We start from the raw sequence: 17,139 nt of genomic DNA, 5'->3' as shown, positions 1-17,139 counted from the left end.
TACGTCCATCGAAAGGGCTTCGCCATAGTCATTGGTGTCAACTTAAGCCAAAATGCCTACTCACAAAAGATTAGCCTAAAAGCAGGCGGAAGTAAGAGTAGGCTGAAAAAAAGGTTAGTATATAAAAAAGTGAGCAAAAAACAAATGGCAAGACAACATCCTCGGAGAAAAGGAAACCCAGACTTACGTCGTAAGACAAATCAGCCAGGGGTAGAAATCCCTGAAATAACAAAAGAGTTGTTTGAATTACTAGAACCCACAATGTTTACACCATTAAAATATTTACAGGGAACTCATGAGAAAATGATGAGAGATAGGGTGCTAAATTTACCAGTAATGGTGGCATTAGTGTTAAGTATAGTGTATCGTCAAATAGCGGGTATAAGTGAAGCGGTAAGACTGTTAGAGGAAGAGGGATTGCTATGGGTAGCATCATTAAAAGTAAGCAAACAGGCAGTATCAAAAAGAATGATGAATGTGCCAGCCGAAATATTTGCAATATTACTAAAAGGAGTGTTAGAAAAAGCAGCCGAAAAAGGGAAGAAGCTCCAAGTAGGAGAAAAATGGGAAAAAATAAGAGAAAAGTTTAGTGCAGTGTGGATAGCAGATGGCTCAACGCTAGAGCAGATAAGGAAAAATATGAAAATAAGTAAAGAAGAAAAGAGTAAATTGGGGGGTAAAATAATGATGGTAGTGGAAGCCTTTACCCAAAGACCCGTTACTTTATGGTACACAGAAAATGATAAATCAAATGATAAAATATGGTGTGAAGAATTGGCAGCTAAATTACCAGAAAATGGTTTAATTCTCGTAGATATGGGATTTTTTAGCTTTGTGTGGTTTGATTTGTTAACAGAAGCTAAAAAGTTTTTTCTAACCAGATTTAGAGCGGGTACATCTTACAAAACCAAACAAGTATTGTCTCAAGGTAGTCATTACAGAGATGAGATTATCATTATGGGAAATTACCGTTCTAATCCTTGCAAGCATCCGGTGAGATTAGTCTCAGTATTATGGGGAACAATCTGGTATCAGTATTTAACAAATGTGTTGTCTCCCGAACAACTGTCCGCCGAAGAGGTCTGTGATTTATATCGAAGACGATGGACAATCGAAGAAGCCTTTTTATTAACGAAAAGACTTTTAGGACTAGCCTATTTATGGGTAGGGAATAAGAATGGTGTCCAAATCCAGATTATTTGCACTTTGATTTTCTATACGGTCTTAAATCAATTGGTAGGGGAAGTGGCGATTGCTCTAAATCAACCGGGTGCATCCCACTTAAGATAATACATTGACACTCAAAAGAGGAGAGTGATTGAGATAAGCACATCGTAGCCGAAGAATACGAGAAACATTATGAAGATGCCAACGTGCTCCCGACAATTTAACCCTAGCTCCCACCTGTTTAATCTTAGACTCCACATCACCAGAACCAATCACAATACCAAGCTGTTGATAGTATTGGTAATCAGGGATACGCTGATAATGCTTCGTCAAATAGGCTTGAAAATTCTTTGCCCTCTTGCTTTTGACTCCATCAAACGCATCTATTGCCTTGTTCACAAAACCCCGCCACAGTAAATGCTCCACTGCTTCTAGCCGTTTGAGAGAGCCACCCACTTTGAACAGATTCTCCTTGAGATGATACCAATCCAACACCTCTCGTCGTATCAGCCACGATTGAGTGGCGAAACTCTCTACCGCATTCCAGATTCCGGGATGACCATCTCCCAAAAAGGTCACTATTGGGGACAAAGGTTGAACATTGCTCCAATTCTTTAAGCCCTCTGGGTCTTGGAAAAAGGCTTCACAGACATTGCCATGAAGACTCACCAGTTTATAATCTCGCCACTGTCCCCCTTCCTTCTCCTCGCCCCGCAGACAAATCTTTCCCCCATCTATACTGACCCCCGCACTCTCTGACTGAGCTTGAGCTAAGGGCAGTTCTGTCCGTTCTACCAAGCGATGTAAACTGCTATGTCCTACTTTTATCCCCATCAACTCCTCTATATCTTCTTCTGCTTGTTGGTAGGATGTTTTCGCACTGGCTCTTAGACAGCATTTCTCTAAACCTGGACTTAAGACGATTTTTGGCGACACCTTTAGTTTTCTGGCTTGTTTTTGGCTTATTTCCACTTCTCCGACTAGGGTTTTGATTTTTCGCTTGTTTCCAGACCGTTTTTTTCCCCCTTCTGAAAAAAAAACTCCCCCATTGTTGGCCCCACAATTTCTAACATCTGGGTTCTGACTTCTACTTCGATGCTTCCAAAGTCCTTCTGTTTCTCTGGTTCCGTATATTTGCGCAGGATACGGGCTGATTCGGTGAGATGCTGTTTTAACAGTGCTTTTTCTTCTGGGGGAATCGGTAACATACTTTTTTCGCTCATCAGTTTTTTTCCATTTTACCCCAGATTCTATGTACTACTTTATCCGGGATGTACCCAATCAACCGAAAGAAAAAATCTCAGTAGAGATGGTGTTTCGGAGTCTATACTATGTAGCGAAGGCTATTGCTAGAGGAGAAAAGCCTGATACAGTAACCTATCTGGCTGAACGTGCTAAGTTATTTGGTTTGGTCAAAGCTGAGAGAAAGCGACATCGAGAAAAGGCCGCTCTCAATCAACAAATTTGGGAACCCATTCCTTTAAGTTGACACGGATGCGCCATAGTGCGGTTAAAATAGTCGATGAATTCAAGAATTTGCGTTCTTAAATCATCTTGACTGGGAAAATTTCCTCGTTTCAGTAACTTACGCATTAAAATACCAAACCAAATCTCAATTTGATTGAGCCATGAACAATGCTTCGGTGTGAAGTGAAAAACAATTCGATGATTGGGGTCACTGAGAAAAGTTGCTCTACTCGCCATTGATTGAAGGATGCCACTCTTGCCCTTCTCTCCTAATTCAAGATTAAGTCCCTCAAATTCTGCTACATAGCGAACCAAAGATTCTGACTGATGGGTATTTAGGGCTTGCTGAAAAAGTCAAAAAACGAAAGAAATGTGGGTTAGGGAAGTATGGACTGAAAAAGCATAGATAACTTATACTTATGGAAACAAATCAAAATACAGATTTTGTTTAATCTATTGTTCCTTTCTGTCTAAAAAGGTCAACACAAATCACTCCTCACAAAAGAGAGGAAAATTAACACCATTTTTCACAAGAAAAACGACTCTACAACTTTTTACTTTTTGTCTTCTGAAGTAGAGTAGCAAAGATTCATTACCAAAAAGTTCATCGCAATTACCGTTTCCGAGGTCTCAGGTAGTTTGGCCATCACTCGACCAAGACTAAATTTCCTCTTTCCCTGTCCGAATTTACCCTCAATGGCATTACGCACTCTTTCATCTGAGCGTGCCTCTTTCTTTTTTTCTTTGGGTGCGACTTTTAGTTGATGAAGGAAAAGAAAAGTGTTAACATGAGATGAAAAGTGACAAAGAGGAAACAATGATGACAGCAAAACTAATTAATGTAGAGGGTTCAAAGATAAAAATAGAACTAACATTAGAACTCAGTCGTTCAATGTTGGATACAGAAATAAATATTCAAAAAGGCTTAAACGAAGTAGGTTGCATCGCCAGCAAAGAAGCCTTGAAATATTTAGATACAGATGGTTCACCCTTAAAAATCGGTGAAGAAATCTGGAAGAGTAAGGGAGAGCAACCGAAAGAATATCAAACACCTTATGGTGAGGTTATAGTGAATCGTCATGTATATCAGCGTTCAGTAGGAGGAAAAACGTATTGCCCCTTAGAAAGAGAAGCAAGGATAATCATAACATCAACGCCATTATTGGCAAAACAGGTATCCTCAAAAATGTCAGGGATGGCAGGCAAAGAGGTGAAAAATGATTTATTAGAAAATCATGGTAGAAAAGTAGCGCTATCCTATATCCAAAGGGTGCGACCTTTAGTTGATAAAAGCTGTTGTAATCAGGGTTCTACAGGGAACCCATATTGATCAAGTTTTGCCCAAAATTGACTCCATCGTTCCTTGGTCAATACCAAAGCTCGTAGGCTCAAAATAATTCCTGCTCCTTTTTCCTTCCATCGCATTCCTGAACAACATAATCGTTGTTTGACCAACGTCTTACAAGCTGCTTCCGTAACACCTGAACCAATCGGATACTTTTTCTCTAAGTATTCAGCATAATCCATTTGATGCTGATGATTCTCGTAATAAGTAATCGCCGCTTGTAGTTTCTCGGTAAGATTCTTAGAATGACTTTTTTCTTCTTTGACTTCTTTCATCAGATTTAGCAGTTCTCCTGCTTTTCCTTTTTCATGCTTGAGTTCTCGACAATTTTCAGTCAACCATTCTTTTTGTTTTGACACGGTATTCGGATGCAACGCTTCTGCCAAGGCACCTAAGTAACCAGAGGCATGATAGAAATCTAATATCTGTTCTTCCGTTTGCTTTTCTAAAAACTTCCAATTTGATTCTGCCCCGTCTGCTATCCCGACCAATGTTGCCTCTGGATAACGGTTTTTCGCTCGCTCAATTTCTCTTTCCAATCTTTCTAGAAAACTCTTTTTTCCATACTCTGGTGCCGCACCTAGATAGATTGTAGGTTGACGTTCTCCCTCACTATCGTATAGGGAAACGGTTCCCACCATTGCTTCACGGTAGCCATCCTCACACATCAGCATACAGGTTCCATCTAATCCTATTCCCACTGTTGCAATTTGGCTATCCTCCTTGGGCGGGGCATAACTCCACGCTTCTTCTTTTGCCTGTACCACACTTCCTACTGCTTCACTCAATCTTTGGATATAGGATAGCGCTACTTTTCTACCATGATTTTCTAATAAATCATTTTTCACCTCTTTGCCTGCCATCCCTGACATTTTTGAGGATACCTGTTTTGCCAATAATGGCGTTGATGTTATGATTATCCTTGATTCTCTTTCTAAGGGGCAATACGTTTTTCCTCAAAGGTGAACGCTGATATACATGACGATTCACTATAACCTCACCATAAGGTGTTTGATATTCTTTCGGTTGCTCTCCCTTACTCTTCCAGATTTCTTCACCGATTTTTAAGGGTGAACCATCTGTATCTAAATATTTCAAGGCTTCTTTGCTGGCGATGCAACCTACTTCGTTTAAGCCTTTTTGAATATTTATTTCTGTATCCAACATTGAACGACTGAGTTCTAATGTTAGTTCTATTTTTATCTTTGAACCCTCTACATTAATTAGTTTTGCTGTCATCATTGTTTCCTCTTTGTCACTTTTCATCCCATGTTAACACTTTTCTTTTCCTTCATCAACTAAAGGTCACACCCTATCCAAAGATTGAGTGAAGCAGTAGGAAGTGTGGTACAGGCAAAAGAAGAAGCGTGGAGTTATGCCCCGCCCAAGGAGGATAGCCAAATTGCAACAGTGGGAATAGGATTAGATGGAACCTGTATGCTGATGTGTGAGGATGGCTACCGTGAAGCAATGGTGGGAACCGTTTCCCTATACGATAGTGAGGGAGAACGTCAACATACAATCTATCTAGGTGCGGCACCAGAGTATGGAAAAAAGAGTTTTCTAGAAAGATTAGAAAGAGAAATTGAGCGAGCGAAAAAACGTTATCCAGAGGCAACATTGGTCGGGATAGCAGACGGGGCAGAATCAAATTGGAAGTTTTTAGAAAAGCAAACGGAAGAACAGATATTAGATTTCTATCATGCCTCTGGTTACTTAGGTGCCTTGGCAGAAGCGTTGCATCCGAATACAGTGTCAAAACAAAAAGAATGGTTGACTGAAAATTGTCGAGAACTCAAGCATGAAAAAGGAAAAGCAGGAGAACTGCTAAATCTGATGAAAGAAGTCAAAGAAGAAAAAAGTCATTCTAAGAATCTTACCGAGAAACTACAAGCGGCGATTACTTATTACGAGAATCATCAGCATCAAATGGATTATGCTGAATACTTAGAGAAAAAGTATCCGATTGGTTCAGGTGTTACGGAAGCAGCTTGTAAGACGTTGGTCAAACAACGATTATGTTGTTCAGGGATGCGATGGAAGGAAAAAGGAGCAGGAATTATTTTGAGCCTACGAGCTTTGGTATTGACCAAGGAACGATGGAGTCAATTTTGGGCAAAACTTGATCAATATGGGTTCCCTGTAGAACCCTGATTACAACAGCTTTTATCAACTAAAGGTCGCACCCTTTTCTTTGCTCACCTCTTTCGGCGGTCTTCCCAATCGGGGACCACTCATTCTTATATCCCTTTCTTTACAATAAGCTCGATTCGCTTTTGTTCGATAGATTTTATCCACATGAACCGATTCCGGATAACATCCTGTTTCCCTTTTATATTCTTCTATTCGCGCTTGTAAATCTCCCGATTCGTTGTAATTATCCCAACTTAATTTGTCTAAGAAGACAAAGCTATTCACATTACTTGCCGATATTTTAGCTCCAAACTCTACTGCTTTTCCCGCTTTTCCACGCACTATTGGACGCACGTGAGGTTGGCTTACACTCACAATTCTGTTTTCTACTTTATTTGTCTTTTTTTCATACATTTCTAACTGTTGCTCATACACTTTTCCTATCGTTACAAGCTCTTCTTGCTCTTTTTTCGTTAGTTTTTCTAACTTTGCTCCCTCTTCTATCATTTTTGGCTCTCCCCTTGTCTGTGTGTAATGTTATGTTAAGAGTTAAAGCAAGCTAACAATTTAAGCCGTAGATGCTCAAAATTAGCAAATCCATAACTTTTCCTTTTTATTAATTTAATTTTTGTATTCATCCCTTCCGTTAATCCATTAGTTGTATGGTTTTCAAAATAATTGCATATGCCTGTCAAATGAGTTTTCAGCATACCCACACTTTTTTTATAGAATAGGCTCGCTGTTCTCATCCATTTTTCAAATTTTCTCCTTGCACCATTTGTCGTTCTTGAATGCTCATAAATATCTCTAATCTCTTCCTTCATTTCATACGCTATTCCTAAACAAGGATACATTTTCAATATCTCTTCTAACTCTTCTCTTTTTTCTTCTTTTAACTCTTCTTTATTTTTCCATAATAGGTATGTTAAACCCTTTTTATGGATATTCATTTTCTTTCTCAATTTATTCAATTCTTCATTTATATTTTTCATTACATGAAATCTATCATAGACGATTTTAGCATTTACAAATAACTCCTTTATTGCTGACGTAAATCCCTCCCACATATCCACACTTACTTCCTTTACATTCTCTCTAACCCTTGCTGGCTGCACTTTTAGGGCTTCTATTATCTCTTCTTTTTTGTGTCCTTTTATTACTTCTAACAATTCCTTTTTATTTATATCTATCACTGTTGTAATAAAGTCTTTTTTTCCTTTTCTATTACTAAATTCGTCTAAACTTATCTTTTCTGGTAATTCCCATTCCTTCTTTTCTGCCTGCTTTGCATACTCTTCAAATATTGATTCCAATGTTCCCCAACTTATTTCTTCTTCTTGCCTTACCTCTTCTACATTTTTCTTTTTTACTTGCTCATAAATCTTTTCTTCATAACGAATTGTATAATGTTTTCTTAGCCGCATAAAGTCCAGTCTTTCTGTTATGTATTTCTGACATTTTTCACAATGGAACTGGCGGCGGGGCACTTCCAGATATACTTTCTTTCCCAATAGGGATAAATCCCGAACCAAATTATATTCTATTTGATTTATATCTTCCAATTCTTTATGACAATTTGGACATTCCATTACTTCGTTTTTCATTTTTAATTTTAAGAACAAAGCACCATCTATTTCTCGATAGTTTACGACTGTTACCTTTGGCAAACCTAGTAGCTCATCCAAGTTTATCCACATACTCCACCTCCTACTGTGGTATTACTATTATACACTTTCCACACAGTTGGGGGAAGAGCCTCATTTTTTCTATATGAGACAAGTTTCTTTTTATATATCCTAGTTGTTTTTTTGTTCCTTTTCTTCTTTCTTTTTTTGACACACGACGTTTTTTTGCTATGGCTAAGTACTCTTTTCTTGCCACTTCCCTATAAGTCCTCGGCTTTTCTTTCCTTTTCTCTTTTATTTCTTCATACAGCTTATCTATTATTTTTTCTGTTTTTTCTCTGGCATCATTCAATATTCCTATATCCGTTGGATATTTTATATCTGCTGGTGTACCTGACTTTTCCCGTTAAGTCCAAAATCCAGCAATGCAAACTTCTAGAGGCTTTATCTGGCAAGGGTTTGAGTAATGATTCTCTTGACAGGAAAAAAATATTCTGAAGCCATCATCCCGCTTATCGTTCAAATTTCAAAAACAAAGGATGAAGGGAGTATGAGACTGTAAAATGGAGAAAATCTTAAAGGGCAGGTCAAAAAATGTTGGAATGGTGGACAAAAAACTTTGCCAGTTGTGAATTGGGAGACGAGAGGCTAAACAATCGTGCCTTCTCGATTGGGAAAAAGTTAAGTGAGGGGTTTGGAAAAGCCTTATCAGAAGTGTTTAAGGGAGGAAACGAGTTAAAGAGGGCCTATGAATTTTTGGGAATCCGAAAACAGACTTTGTCAAGATAATAGAGCCGCACTGTGAAATGACAACTGCCGCCGTAGAAGAATATAAGATAATGCTATCAGTCGGAGATACGACCTTCTTAGATTATCGCAATATCAAGGAAAAAAGGGAAGGGTATGGGCCGACTGGAAAAGGAGGGAATGGATTAATACTGCATAGTGCTTTAGCAATTGAGCCAGAAAAAGGACAAGTATTAGGTTTATTATGGCAAAAACTGTGGAATAGGGAGGTAAAAGAAAAGCCCCCAACAGATGAAACGGCGAAGCAGAAAAAAGAAAGACAGAAAGAACAAAGAAAAGCAGCTCGTCAAAGACCATTTGAGGAAAAAGAATCCTACAAATGGGTAGAGGCTCTAAACACCTGTGAGAAACAGGTAGAAAGTTCAACGAGGGTAATTCATGTATTTGACAGAGAAGGAGATGTTTCAGAAGTCTTTGACTCAGTGCGTCAACTCAAGCATACAGGAGTGCTGGTCAGAGCGTCTCATAATCGTAGTTTAGGGCTTGCTGAAAAAAGCTGAAACCTTTACGGAGAAAAATAGTAGGCGAATTAAGAACCGCTAGAATGCACGAAAATAGGGTAGAATGCCTCAAAACCATTGCATTAAGAAGAGAGAAAGCAGATGTACCGAAAGCAACAGTACTCAATTGAAACACCAGAAAACTTGAAAAATCTGTTCGGCGGGCAGTTAGACGAAGAAAATCGTTGGATAGAAATGTCAAAAATGATTCTTTGGGAAGAATATGAGGAAGAATATGCAAAAAACTTCACAGAAAAAAAAGGAGCCCCAGCCAAATCATTTAGAATGGCATTAGGAGCATTAATTATCAAAGAAATTTCAGGAAAAAGTGACAGAGAAACAGTAGAACAAATAAAAGAGAACCCTTATTTACAGTACTTTATAGGAATGGAAAGCTATAGTAGCAAAGAAGCATTTAGTGCGTCAATGATGGTTCATTTTCGTAAAAAAATAGGAATGGAATTAATAAATAAAATTAATAAAGAAATAGAAAAAAAAGCGACGGGTGTAGCGTCAGAAAAAAAAGAAAATGAAGGAAAGTTATTGTTAGATGCGACTTGTACACCAGCAGATATAAAATATCCAACGGATATAGGAATATTGAATGATGCCAGAGAAAAAACAGAAAAAATAATAGATAAGCTGTATGAAGAAATAAAAGAGAAAAGGAAAGAAAAGCCGAGGACTTATAGGGAAGTGGCAAGAAAAGAGTACTTAGCCATAGCAAAAAAACGTCGTGTGTCAAAAAAAGAAAGAAGAAAAGGAACAAAAAAACAACTAGGATATATAAAAAGAAACTTGTCTCATATAGAAAAAATGATAGAAGAGGGAGCAAAGTTAGAAAAACTAACGAAAAAAGAGCAAGAAGAGCTTGTAACGATAGGAAAAGTGTATGAGCAACAGTTAGAAATGTATGAAAAAAAGACAAATAAAGTAGAAAACAGAATTGTGAGTGTAAGCCAACCTCACGTGCGTCCAATAGTGCGTGGAAAAGCGGGAAAAGCAGTAGAGTTTGGAGCTAAAATATCGGCAAGTAATGTGAATGGCTTTGTCTTCTTAGACAAATTAAGTTGGGATAATTACAACGAATCGGGAGATTTACAAGCGCGAATAGAAGAATATAAAAGGGAAACAGGATGTTATCCGGAATCGGTTCATGTGGATAAAATCTATCGAACAAAAGCGAATCGAGCTTATTGTAAAGAAAGGGATATAAGAATGAGTGGTCCCCGATTGGGAAGACCGCCGAAAGAGGTGAGCAAAGAAAAAAAGAAAGAGGCACGCTCAGATGAAAGAGTGCGTAATGCCATTGAGGGTAAATTCGGACAGGGAAAGAGGAAATTTAGTCTTGGTCGAGTGATGGCCAAACTACCTGAGACCTCGGAAACGGTAATTGCGATGAACTTTTTGGTAATGAATCTTTCTACTCTACTTCAGAAGACAAAAAGTAAAAAGTTGTAGAGTCGTTTTTCTTGTGAAAAATGGTGTTAATTTTCCTCTCTTTTGTGAGGAGTGATTTGTGTTGACCTTTTTAGACAGAAAGGAACAATAGATTAAACAAAATCTGTATTTTGATTTGTTTCCATAAGGATAAGTTATCTATGCTTTTTCAGTCCATACTTCCCTAACCCACATTTCTTTCGTTTTTTGACTTTTTCAGCAAGCCCTAGTTTAGACAAAAATAGTGAACGACTTTGGCAACATTTGGAATCAGAACCGATTCGTTTTCATCAAGAAATCGAGATTCCGAGTACAGGAAAAAGAAAAGCACGGAAGGTTAAGCTTGCCGTCCGATTTTGCTCAGTTAATCTACGAACTCCCTATCGTTTTGATAATCGTGACCCGTTGAATGTCTATGCTGTTTATGCGACAGAAATCGATTGTCCCGAAGGCGAAACTCCTTTATCTTGGATGCTTCTGACTACAGAAGTTGTTGAGACTATTGAGATGGCTGTCACTATTCTTCGTTGGTACACCTACCGATGGCGGGTTGAAGAATTTCATAAAGTCCTTAAGTCTGGTTGTCAGAGTGAGCGTTATCGACTTGCCTCTGATGGAATGAAAACTCTTTTGGGTTTTTTAAGTGTCATTGCTGTTGAACTTTTACACGTTACTTATCTTCATCGTACCCAGCCCGATGCTCTCGCGATTGAAATTCTTAATCCTCTTCAACTTCAGGTGTTAAAAGCAGCCGCCTCTCAAAAACTTCCCCCTATTTTGACTGTTGCTTGGGCTGTCGAGTCTGTTGCTTTTCTTGGTGGTTATCTTGAACATCGTCGTAAAACTCCTCTCGGTATCCAAGTCCTTTGGCGCGGTTGGTTGAAGTTGCATGACCTTTGCCAAGGCTGGCAGCTTGCAATCCGCACTTAACGGGAAAAGTCAGGCTGGTGTACAAGTCGCATCTAACAATAACTTTCCTTCATTTTCTTTTTTTTCTGACGCTACACCCGTCGCTTTTTTTCTATTTCTTTATTAATTTTATTTATTAATTCCATTCCTATTTTTTTACGAAAATGAACCATCATTGACGCATTAAATGCTTCTTTGCTACTATAGCTTTCCATTCCTATAAAGTACTGTAAATAAGGGTTCTCTTTTATTTGTTCTACTGTTTCTCTGTCACTTTTTCCTGAAATTTCTTTGATAATTAATGCTCCTAATGCCATTCTAAATGATTTGGCTGGGGCTCCTTTTTTTTTTGTGAAGTTTTTTGCATATTCTTCCTCATATTCTTCCCAGGGAATCATTTTTGACATTTCTATCCAACGATTTTCTTCGTCTAACTGCCCGCCGAACAGATTTTTCAAGTTTTCTGGTGTTTCAATTGAGTACTGTTGCTTTCGGTACATCTGCTTTCTCTCTTCTTAATGCAATGGTTTTGAGGCATTCTACCCTATTTTCGTGCATTCTAGCGGTTCTTAATTCGCCTACTATTTTTCTCCGTAAAGGTTTCAGCTTTTTTCAGCAAGCCCTATTTATGGGTAGGGAATAAGAATGGTGTCCAAATCCAGATTATTTGCACTTTGATTTTCTATACGGTCTTAAATCAATTGGTAGGGGAAGTGGCGATTGCTCTAAATCAACCGAAAGAAAAAATCTCAGTAGAGATGGTGTTTCGGAGTCTATACTATGTAGCGAAGGCTATTGCTAGAGGAGAAAAGCCTGATACAGTAACCTATCTGGCTGAACGTGCTAAGTTATTTGGTTTGGTCAAAGCTGAGAGAAAGCGACATCGAGAAAAGGCCGCTCTCAATCAACAAATTTGGGAACCCATTCCTTTAAGTTGACACGGATGAATATCTGCTTCTTCCCATAATCTTCCTACCTGTCGAGGAGATATACTTTCCACTATTCCTTGCTTTACTAATTCCTCGGCTAATTCTCGTCCTGTCCAGTGACTTATCGGACGCTCATAATTCTTTGGGTCATCACAGGCTAATTTGAACAACTTCAAGATTTGTTCGCGTTTAAACTTGGCGGGTGCTCCACTACGTTCAGCATCTTTGATTCTTTCTGTTATTTCTATTTCACTTTTCTGTCCTGCTATCCATCTTTCTCTCCATTGACTTGCCATTTTTCGGCTGATTTTTAATTTTCTAGCAATTTCTCGATTATTTTCTCCCTCATCTGCCAGAAGCACTATTTTTGCCCTTAAGGCAATTTGCTGCTCTGTTGTATGACGATTTATCAGTTTTTCTAGATGTTCTCGTTCTTTTGCTTCCAACTTTAACTCTTTGGGGGCTAATCGGGGCATGACTTTTTCTCCTATATACCTATATTTATCTTTTTATCGGTTGCCTAATAATAGTATCTTAACTTACGCCTTAGACTACTAGCAAATACACGCGCAAACGTATCGTGGGAGGGGATGCCATTCGGCAATTCCAAAATTTTTTTTAGCCATTGATGTTTAGCCTTGCCGAAACTTTCCATGGCTACCCAACCTTCTGCTCCACAAATGACGGCTAAGATGGCAATCGTTAGAATATCAATGAGTTTATGCCGTTTTGTTCGTTCGATGCGAGGGTCATCTATTTCGGCAAAGTGTTCTACCAGTCTATATTTGGGTCGGAGTTTCATCGCTTTTGTTTTCTATGCACTTTTCCTTATTTTCCCTTATCCATCCCTCTATAATGTTCTTGTATCTGTATCATTTTTAGATGCGTTCGCCCTGTAATCTATGTGAGGATGTTGAACAATTATTTGCTCATGCTCAATCGGTTAATTTTGCGGGAATTAAGCATGATTTTCATCAAACAATAGACAAGGGACATGGACGGATTGAAATTCGCCGTTGCTGGACGATGGAACAAACAGAATTTTTGCTGGGTGGGGAGAAATGGGCAAAGTTGACGAGCATCTGTATGATTAAAGCGGAGAGACGATTGAAAGACAAAACAGAGTATGAGACTCGCTACTATATCAGTAGCCTGCCGAGTAATGCTCAAAAATTATCCCAATCTGTTCGTAGTCATTGGTTGATAGAAAACTCTTTACATTGGGTTCTAGACTTGGCCTTCAATGAGGATGCTTGTCGCATTCGTAAGGATTTTGCTCCTGAGAATTTAGCCGTCTTACGCCATATCGCTCTTAACTTGCTCACAAAGGAAAATACTCTGAAACTTGGTATCAAGAATAAACGGCTACGCGCTGGTTGGGACGAGGACTATCTCCTTAAGGTTTTACTCGGATAAGATGCGTTTGCCCTGATTGATGACACGCCCTAGATTTCTGGAGTCCAAGATTCTTCTTGTACGGAATAACTCTCTTGTGTTGCTTTAGGAAATGATTTCTTGCTGTAAATTTTTCGTTGATTATGTCTGATGTTATCACGGAAGTCTTATCATCCCTTTTGACAGGAAAAGCTATCAACGAATTATTTACAGGTAGAAAACACTTCCTTGGAATGGATTGGCCCTACAAAAAGTTTAATCTTTCCCGTGAGAGACTTAACTGGCCGCAATATATTCTTCCATATTGGAACGACGACGACGCAGTTGGGCCAGGGCTTGATGTTCTAATTGACGTACCCGCTCCCGACTAATATTAAGGCGTTGCCCGATTTTAGCCAGGGATAACTCTTTTCCATCTTCTAAACCAAAGCGAAGGGTCAGGACAGCTTGTTGTTGGGGGGTTAATTCCGCAATCATACTATGCAGATCCTGGCGCATTAACTCCTGGGTGATGTATAGATCGGGGGAAATGCCATCATCTTCCAACAGTTCGGAGAGTTCTGTATCCTGATTGTCTCCTACCCGCACATCTAGGGAAATCGGTTGACGGGCAATGCTGAGATACTCCCGAATTTGTCCGGGTTCAAGTTCTAGGACATCAGCAATTTCGCTAGGGGTGGCACTGCGGCCTAGACGTTGGGCTAATTCCCGTTGGGTTTTTTTGATTTTATTAAGTTTTTCGGTAATGTGAATGGGTAAACGAATGGTTCGGCCCTGTTGCGCGATCGCCCTGGTAATGGCCTGACGAATCCACCAGTAGGCATAGGTTGAAAATTTATACCCCTTGGTCGGATCAAACTTTTCCACACCTCGCTCTAAACCAAGGCTGCCTTCCTGAATGAGATCCAAAAATTCCATATTGCGCTTTTGATACTTCTTGGCGATCGCTACCACCAGACGTAAATTCGCTTCAATCATTTTTTGTTTAGCCCGATTGCCCTGGAGCAGCAAACGATTTAACTCCTCTTGACTGAGACTAACGGACTCAAGCCATTCATCATTGTTAGGTTCTCGCCCTAAGGTTTGAGCAAGCATCTCTTTTTGCTCCAGAAGAGTCATCATCTTTTGCACTTGTTTGCCGTAGATAATCTCTTGTTCATGGGTGAGTAACGGAACCCGACCAATTTCATGCAGATAAGTCCGCACCATATCCGCCGAGTAAGAAGGTTGTTTTGTCATGGTGTTGAGGTTAGCGGTGGGCATTGCGGCATTAACTCCTTAAAAACCAACAGAAGATCTGCTTTGTTGCTACTCCTATCTTTCCCAGAATGAGATTAAACATCTACAACCCGGATTAAAATAAGAACGAAGTCGGTATGACTTTGATTTATCTCCATCATAGATCATCGGGATCATGATTATAGAGACCAAGTTTTTAGACGGTATTCTTAGGGGTGGGGTTCAGGGGCGATCAGTAGGGAGATCACACCAATTCTCTGCGTCCTTCCAAAGCCCTAGCCAGAGTCACTTCATCGGCATATTCTAGATCGCCACCCATCGGCAAACCGAACGCAATACGAGTTACTTTGGTAAAAGGTTTCAGTAATTGGCCAACATAAAGGGTGGTAGTTTCTCCTTCTACACTAGGAGCGATCGCTAAAATCACCTCCCCAATTCCCGCTTGACTGACTCGTTTTACCAAGGCTTGGATCGATAATTGTTCTGGCCCAATGCCATCCATTGGCGAAATGACTCCTCCCAAAACATGGTACTTACCACTATATTCGCGGGTTTTCTCCAGCGCAATGACATCCCTAGAATCTGCCACCACACAAAGCATTTGGCTGTTACGGTTGGGATTGCGACAAATTTCGCAGACTGGTTCGGCAGACAGATGGAAACAGACCTGACAGAGACCAACCTGCTTTTTGGCATCCAGAATCGCCTGGGTTAGCATTTGGATATCTTTTTCAGGACGTTTGAGTAGATGGAGAGCAAGTCTTTGGGCTGACTTGGGGCCAACTCCAGGGAGACGTTGAAGTTGTTCAATCAAACGAGCAAGGGGAGGCGTATAAATGGTTAAAGCTCCTGATCATGAAGACTTTAAAGGGGGAACTTTATTGTAGTCCGACTCGCTAGGATTTACGATATGATAGGGGGCAGTTTTTTCTCTGGTTAGTCCTGATTGACTTCCTGATGCTCCAAACTCCAATCGTGTAGGACGTAGATGAGCGGCTGCAAACTGTTACCGAGGTCAGTCAGGGAATATTCGACTTTGGGCGGAATCTCTGCATAGACAACTCGCTGGAGTAATTGATCCTGTTCTAGTTCTCGTAATTGTTGAGTCAAGACTTTTTGGGTAATGGGAGAGAGGGATCTTTGTAATTCACCAAAACGCTTTACGCCAGTAAATAATTGACGCAAAATTTGTAGTTTCCAACGGCCACCAATCATTTTTAAAACATTTTCCGCCGGACAGGGTAATTCACTAAGAGGAAGGCGATCGCGTTGCATGGTGGTTGAATACAGTTAGTATCCTTGAGGGAACTTAGCCACTTTTGGGTATCCTCTTCCAACTTTAACAATAATTTTGTTACTTTAAATTTATTCAGAAACAACGAACGTTATCTCAATCCTCACCTCAATACGGAGAGAATTATGCTACAGCATCGCAAAAGTCAAGAACGAGGTTATGCTAATCATGGTTGGTTAAAAAGCTATCACACCTTTGCCTTTGCGGACTATTATGATCCTAATTTTCTGGGTTTTAGAAGTTTACGGGTCATTAACGAAGATTTTGTCCAGGCTGGAGCGGGTTTTCCGACTCATGGTCATCGAGATATGGAAATTATTACCTATGTTCAAGAAGGACAATTAGAACATAAGGATGATTTGGGCAATGGTTCGGTGATTCAGCATGGCAAAATTCAACGCATGACCGCCGGTACAGGGATCAGACATAGTGAATTTAATCCTTCTGCCCAGGAACCAGTGCATCTCCTACAAATTTGGATTTTACCGAATCAGACGGACTTAACCCCTAGTTACGAGGAAAAGGAAATCGATCTCAGTCCTTCCATAGGTTGTTTTCAGGCGATCGCCACTAGCGATGGTCGAGATCAAACCATTACGGTACATCAGGATATAAGTTTATCAACCGCTCAACTCAAATCAGGAACTAATCTGCAACACCCCTTTGATTCCCAGCGTTATGGTTGGTTACAAGTGGCGAAGGGAAATCTGTTGTTAAATGGTTTAAGTCTAGAAACAGGAGATGGAGTTGCTATTAGCCAAGAGTCGTTACTAGAGCTAACAGCTGCAACCGATAGTGAACTATTATTATTTGATCTGGCATAATTTTTCGATTAGCCTCGGCATAGTATAAAAAAATAAGGTAAACATTTTTCATCTTATATGAGTTT

At 39.6% G+C, this 17,139-nt stretch carries 13 protein-coding genes and 12 pseudogenes; 11 read left to right on the top strand and 14 right to left on the bottom strand.

All coding sequences use genetic code 11. The features are described from left to right. The first annotated feature begins 129 nt into the window (after nucleotides 1-129). Nucleotides 130-1,290, top strand: coding sequence for an IS4 family transposase (locus KA717_32540; protein ID UXE60283.1), 1,161 nt, complete (start codon nucleotides 130-132; stop codon nucleotides 1,288-1,290). Here the strand turns inward: KA717_32540 and KA717_32535 are convergent. Further along, nucleotides 1,282-2,160 carry an ISKra4 family transposase gene (locus tag KA717_32535; protein ID UXE64843.1) on the bottom strand — a complete coding sequence of 293 codons (879 nt, stop codon included), beginning with the start codon at nucleotides 2,158-2,160 and terminating at the stop codon, nucleotides 1,282-1,284. The genes KA717_32540 and KA717_32535 overlap by 9 nt on opposite strands. Continuing rightward, entirely contained in the window at nucleotides 2,148-2,390 is a 243-nt protein-coding gene (locus KA717_32530) for a hypothetical protein (GenBank protein ID UXE60282.1), read from the bottom strand. The genes KA717_32535 and KA717_32530 overlap by 13 nt, the downstream gene beginning before the upstream one ends. A 56-nt stretch (nucleotides 2,391-2,446) precedes the next feature. Between KA717_32530 and KA717_32525 the strand changes: the two are divergent. After that, a pseudogene (locus KA717_32525) lies at nucleotides 2,447-2,656 on the top strand (IS4 family transposase). 89 nt (nucleotides 2,657-2,745) lie between these two features. Here KA717_32525 and KA717_32520 read toward each other — a convergent pair. Together KA717_32520 and KA717_32515 are read right to left on the bottom strand one after the other, a co-directional pair. Continuing rightward, nucleotides 2,746-2,949: pseudogene (locus KA717_32520) on the bottom strand (transposase). Nucleotides 2,950-3,218: 269 nt separating this feature from the next. Continuing rightward, nucleotides 3,219-3,377: pseudogene (locus KA717_32515) on the bottom strand (transposase). 50 nt (nucleotides 3,378-3,427) lie between these two features. Between KA717_32515 and KA717_32510 the strand changes: the two are divergent. Then, entirely contained in the window at nucleotides 3,428-3,964 is a 537-nt protein-coding gene (locus tag KA717_32510; protein ID UXE60281.1) for a hypothetical protein, read from the top strand. On the opposite strand, the pseudogene KA717_32505 reads toward KA717_32510, so the two are convergent. Next, a pseudogene (locus tag KA717_32505) lies at nucleotides 3,937-5,218 on the bottom strand (ISKra4 family transposase). The gene KA717_32510 and the pseudogene KA717_32505 overlap by 28 nt on opposite strands. An 84-nt stretch (nucleotides 5,219-5,302) precedes the next feature. On the opposite strand from KA717_32505, the gene KA717_32500 reads away from it, so the two are divergent. Continuing rightward, nucleotides 5,303-6,133 (top strand): hypothetical protein, encoded by an 831-nt coding sequence (locus KA717_32500; GenBank protein UXE60280.1) that lies wholly within the window; start codon nucleotides 5,303-5,305, stop codon nucleotides 6,131-6,133. A gap of 33 nt (nucleotides 6,134-6,166) precedes the next feature. Here KA717_32500 and KA717_32495 read toward each other — a convergent pair. From KA717_32495 to KA717_32485, 3 genes and pseudogenes are all read right to left on the bottom strand, one after another. Then, nucleotides 6,167-6,619 (bottom strand): annotated as a pseudogene (locus KA717_32495) (transposase). Nucleotides 6,620-6,654: 35 nt separating this feature from the next. Next, nucleotides 6,655-7,809 carry an ISL3 family transposase gene (locus KA717_32490; GenBank protein UXE60279.1) on the bottom strand — a complete coding sequence of 385 codons (1,155 nt, stop codon included), beginning with the start codon at nucleotides 7,807-7,809 and terminating at the stop codon, nucleotides 6,655-6,657. A gap of 61 nt (nucleotides 7,810-7,870) precedes the next feature. Beyond that, a pseudogene (locus KA717_32485) lies at nucleotides 7,871-8,125 on the bottom strand (IS5/IS1182 family transposase). A 206-nt stretch (nucleotides 8,126-8,331) separates the two neighbouring features. On the opposite strand from KA717_32485, the gene KA717_32480 reads away from it, so the two are divergent. The 4 genes and pseudogenes from KA717_32480 to KA717_32465 all read left to right on the top strand — a co-directional run bounded on the left by KA717_32480 (nucleotide 8,332) and on the right by KA717_32465 (nucleotide 11,414). Next, nucleotides 8,332-8,526, top strand: a complete 195-nt coding sequence (locus KA717_32480) for a transposase (protein UXE60278.1) — start codon at nucleotides 8,332-8,334, stop codon at nucleotides 8,524-8,526. Nucleotides 8,527-8,543: 17 nt separating this feature from the next. Continuing rightward, nucleotides 8,544-9,023 (top strand): annotated as a pseudogene (locus tag KA717_32475) (IS4 family transposase). A gap of 123 nt (nucleotides 9,024-9,146) precedes the next feature. Beyond that, nucleotides 9,147-10,484: pseudogene (locus tag KA717_32470) on the top strand (IS5 family transposase). A 231-nt stretch (nucleotides 10,485-10,715) separates the two neighbouring features. Beyond that, nucleotides 10,716-11,414: pseudogene (locus tag KA717_32465) on the top strand (IS4 family transposase). A 74-nt stretch (nucleotides 11,415-11,488) separates the two neighbouring features. Here KA717_32465 and KA717_32460 read toward each other — a convergent pair. Further along, nucleotides 11,489-11,893 (bottom strand): annotated as a pseudogene (locus tag KA717_32460) (transposase). A 123-nt stretch (nucleotides 11,894-12,016) separates the two neighbouring features. Here KA717_32460 and KA717_32455 point away from each other — a divergent pair. Further along, nucleotides 12,017-12,331, top strand: a pseudogene (locus KA717_32455) (IS4 family transposase). On the opposite strand, the gene KA717_32450 reads toward KA717_32455, so the two are convergent. Continuing rightward, a complete protein-coding gene (locus KA717_32450; GenBank protein ID UXE60277.1) occupies nucleotides 12,298-12,798 on the bottom strand; it encodes a helix-turn-helix domain-containing protein in 501 nt (166 codons plus the stop codon). The pseudogene KA717_32455 and the gene KA717_32450 overlap by 34 nt on opposite strands. A gap of 80 nt (nucleotides 12,799-12,878) precedes the next feature. After that, nucleotides 12,879-13,124, bottom strand: a pseudogene (locus KA717_32445) (transposase family protein). 80 nt (nucleotides 13,125-13,204) lie between these two features. On the opposite strand from KA717_32445, the gene KA717_32440 reads away from it, so the two are divergent. Next, nucleotides 13,205-13,738, top strand: coding sequence for an ISAs1 family transposase (locus tag KA717_32440; protein UXE60276.1), 534 nt, complete (start codon nucleotides 13,205-13,207; stop codon nucleotides 13,736-13,738). Between the two features lie 255 nt (nucleotides 13,739-13,993). On the opposite strand, the gene KA717_32435 is transcribed toward KA717_32440, so the two are convergent. The 3 genes from KA717_32435 to KA717_32425 all read right to left on the bottom strand — a co-directional run bounded on the left by KA717_32435 (nucleotide 13,994) and on the right by KA717_32425 (nucleotide 16,231). Continuing rightward, nucleotides 13,994-14,980 carry an RNA polymerase sigma factor, RpoD/SigA family gene (locus KA717_32435; GenBank protein ID UXE60275.1) on the bottom strand — a complete coding sequence of 329 codons (987 nt, stop codon included), beginning with the start codon at nucleotides 14,978-14,980 and terminating at the stop codon, nucleotides 13,994-13,996. Nucleotides 14,981-15,200: 220 nt separating this feature from the next. Further along, entirely contained in the window at nucleotides 15,201-15,794 is a 594-nt protein-coding gene (recR, locus tag KA717_32430) for a recombination mediator RecR (GenBank protein UXE64842.1), read from the bottom strand. A 98-nt stretch (nucleotides 15,795-15,892) separates the two neighbouring features. Beyond that, the gene (locus KA717_32425) at nucleotides 15,893-16,231 is read right to left on the bottom strand and encodes a helix-turn-helix transcriptional regulator (GenBank protein UXE60274.1); all 339 of its coding nucleotides are present in this window, start codon (nucleotides 16,229-16,231) and stop codon (nucleotides 15,893-15,895) included. 144 nt (nucleotides 16,232-16,375) lie between these two features. On the opposite strand from KA717_32425, the gene KA717_32420 reads away from it, so the two are divergent. Further along, nucleotides 16,376-17,074 carry a pirin family protein gene (locus KA717_32420; protein UXE60273.1) on the top strand — a complete coding sequence of 233 codons (699 nt, stop codon included), beginning with the start codon at nucleotides 16,376-16,378 and terminating at the stop codon, nucleotides 17,072-17,074. Nucleotides 17,075-17,139: the final 65 nt, after the last annotated feature.

The sequence above is a fragment of the Woronichinia naegeliana WA131 genome, assembly GCA_025370055.1.
Lineage (GTDB): Bacteria > Cyanobacteriota > Cyanobacteriia > Cyanobacteriales > Microcystaceae > Woronichinia > Woronichinia naegeliana.
The sequence above is the reverse complement of the archived record's forward strand: the minus strand, read 5'-3'. Positions and strand labels throughout refer to the sequence as shown.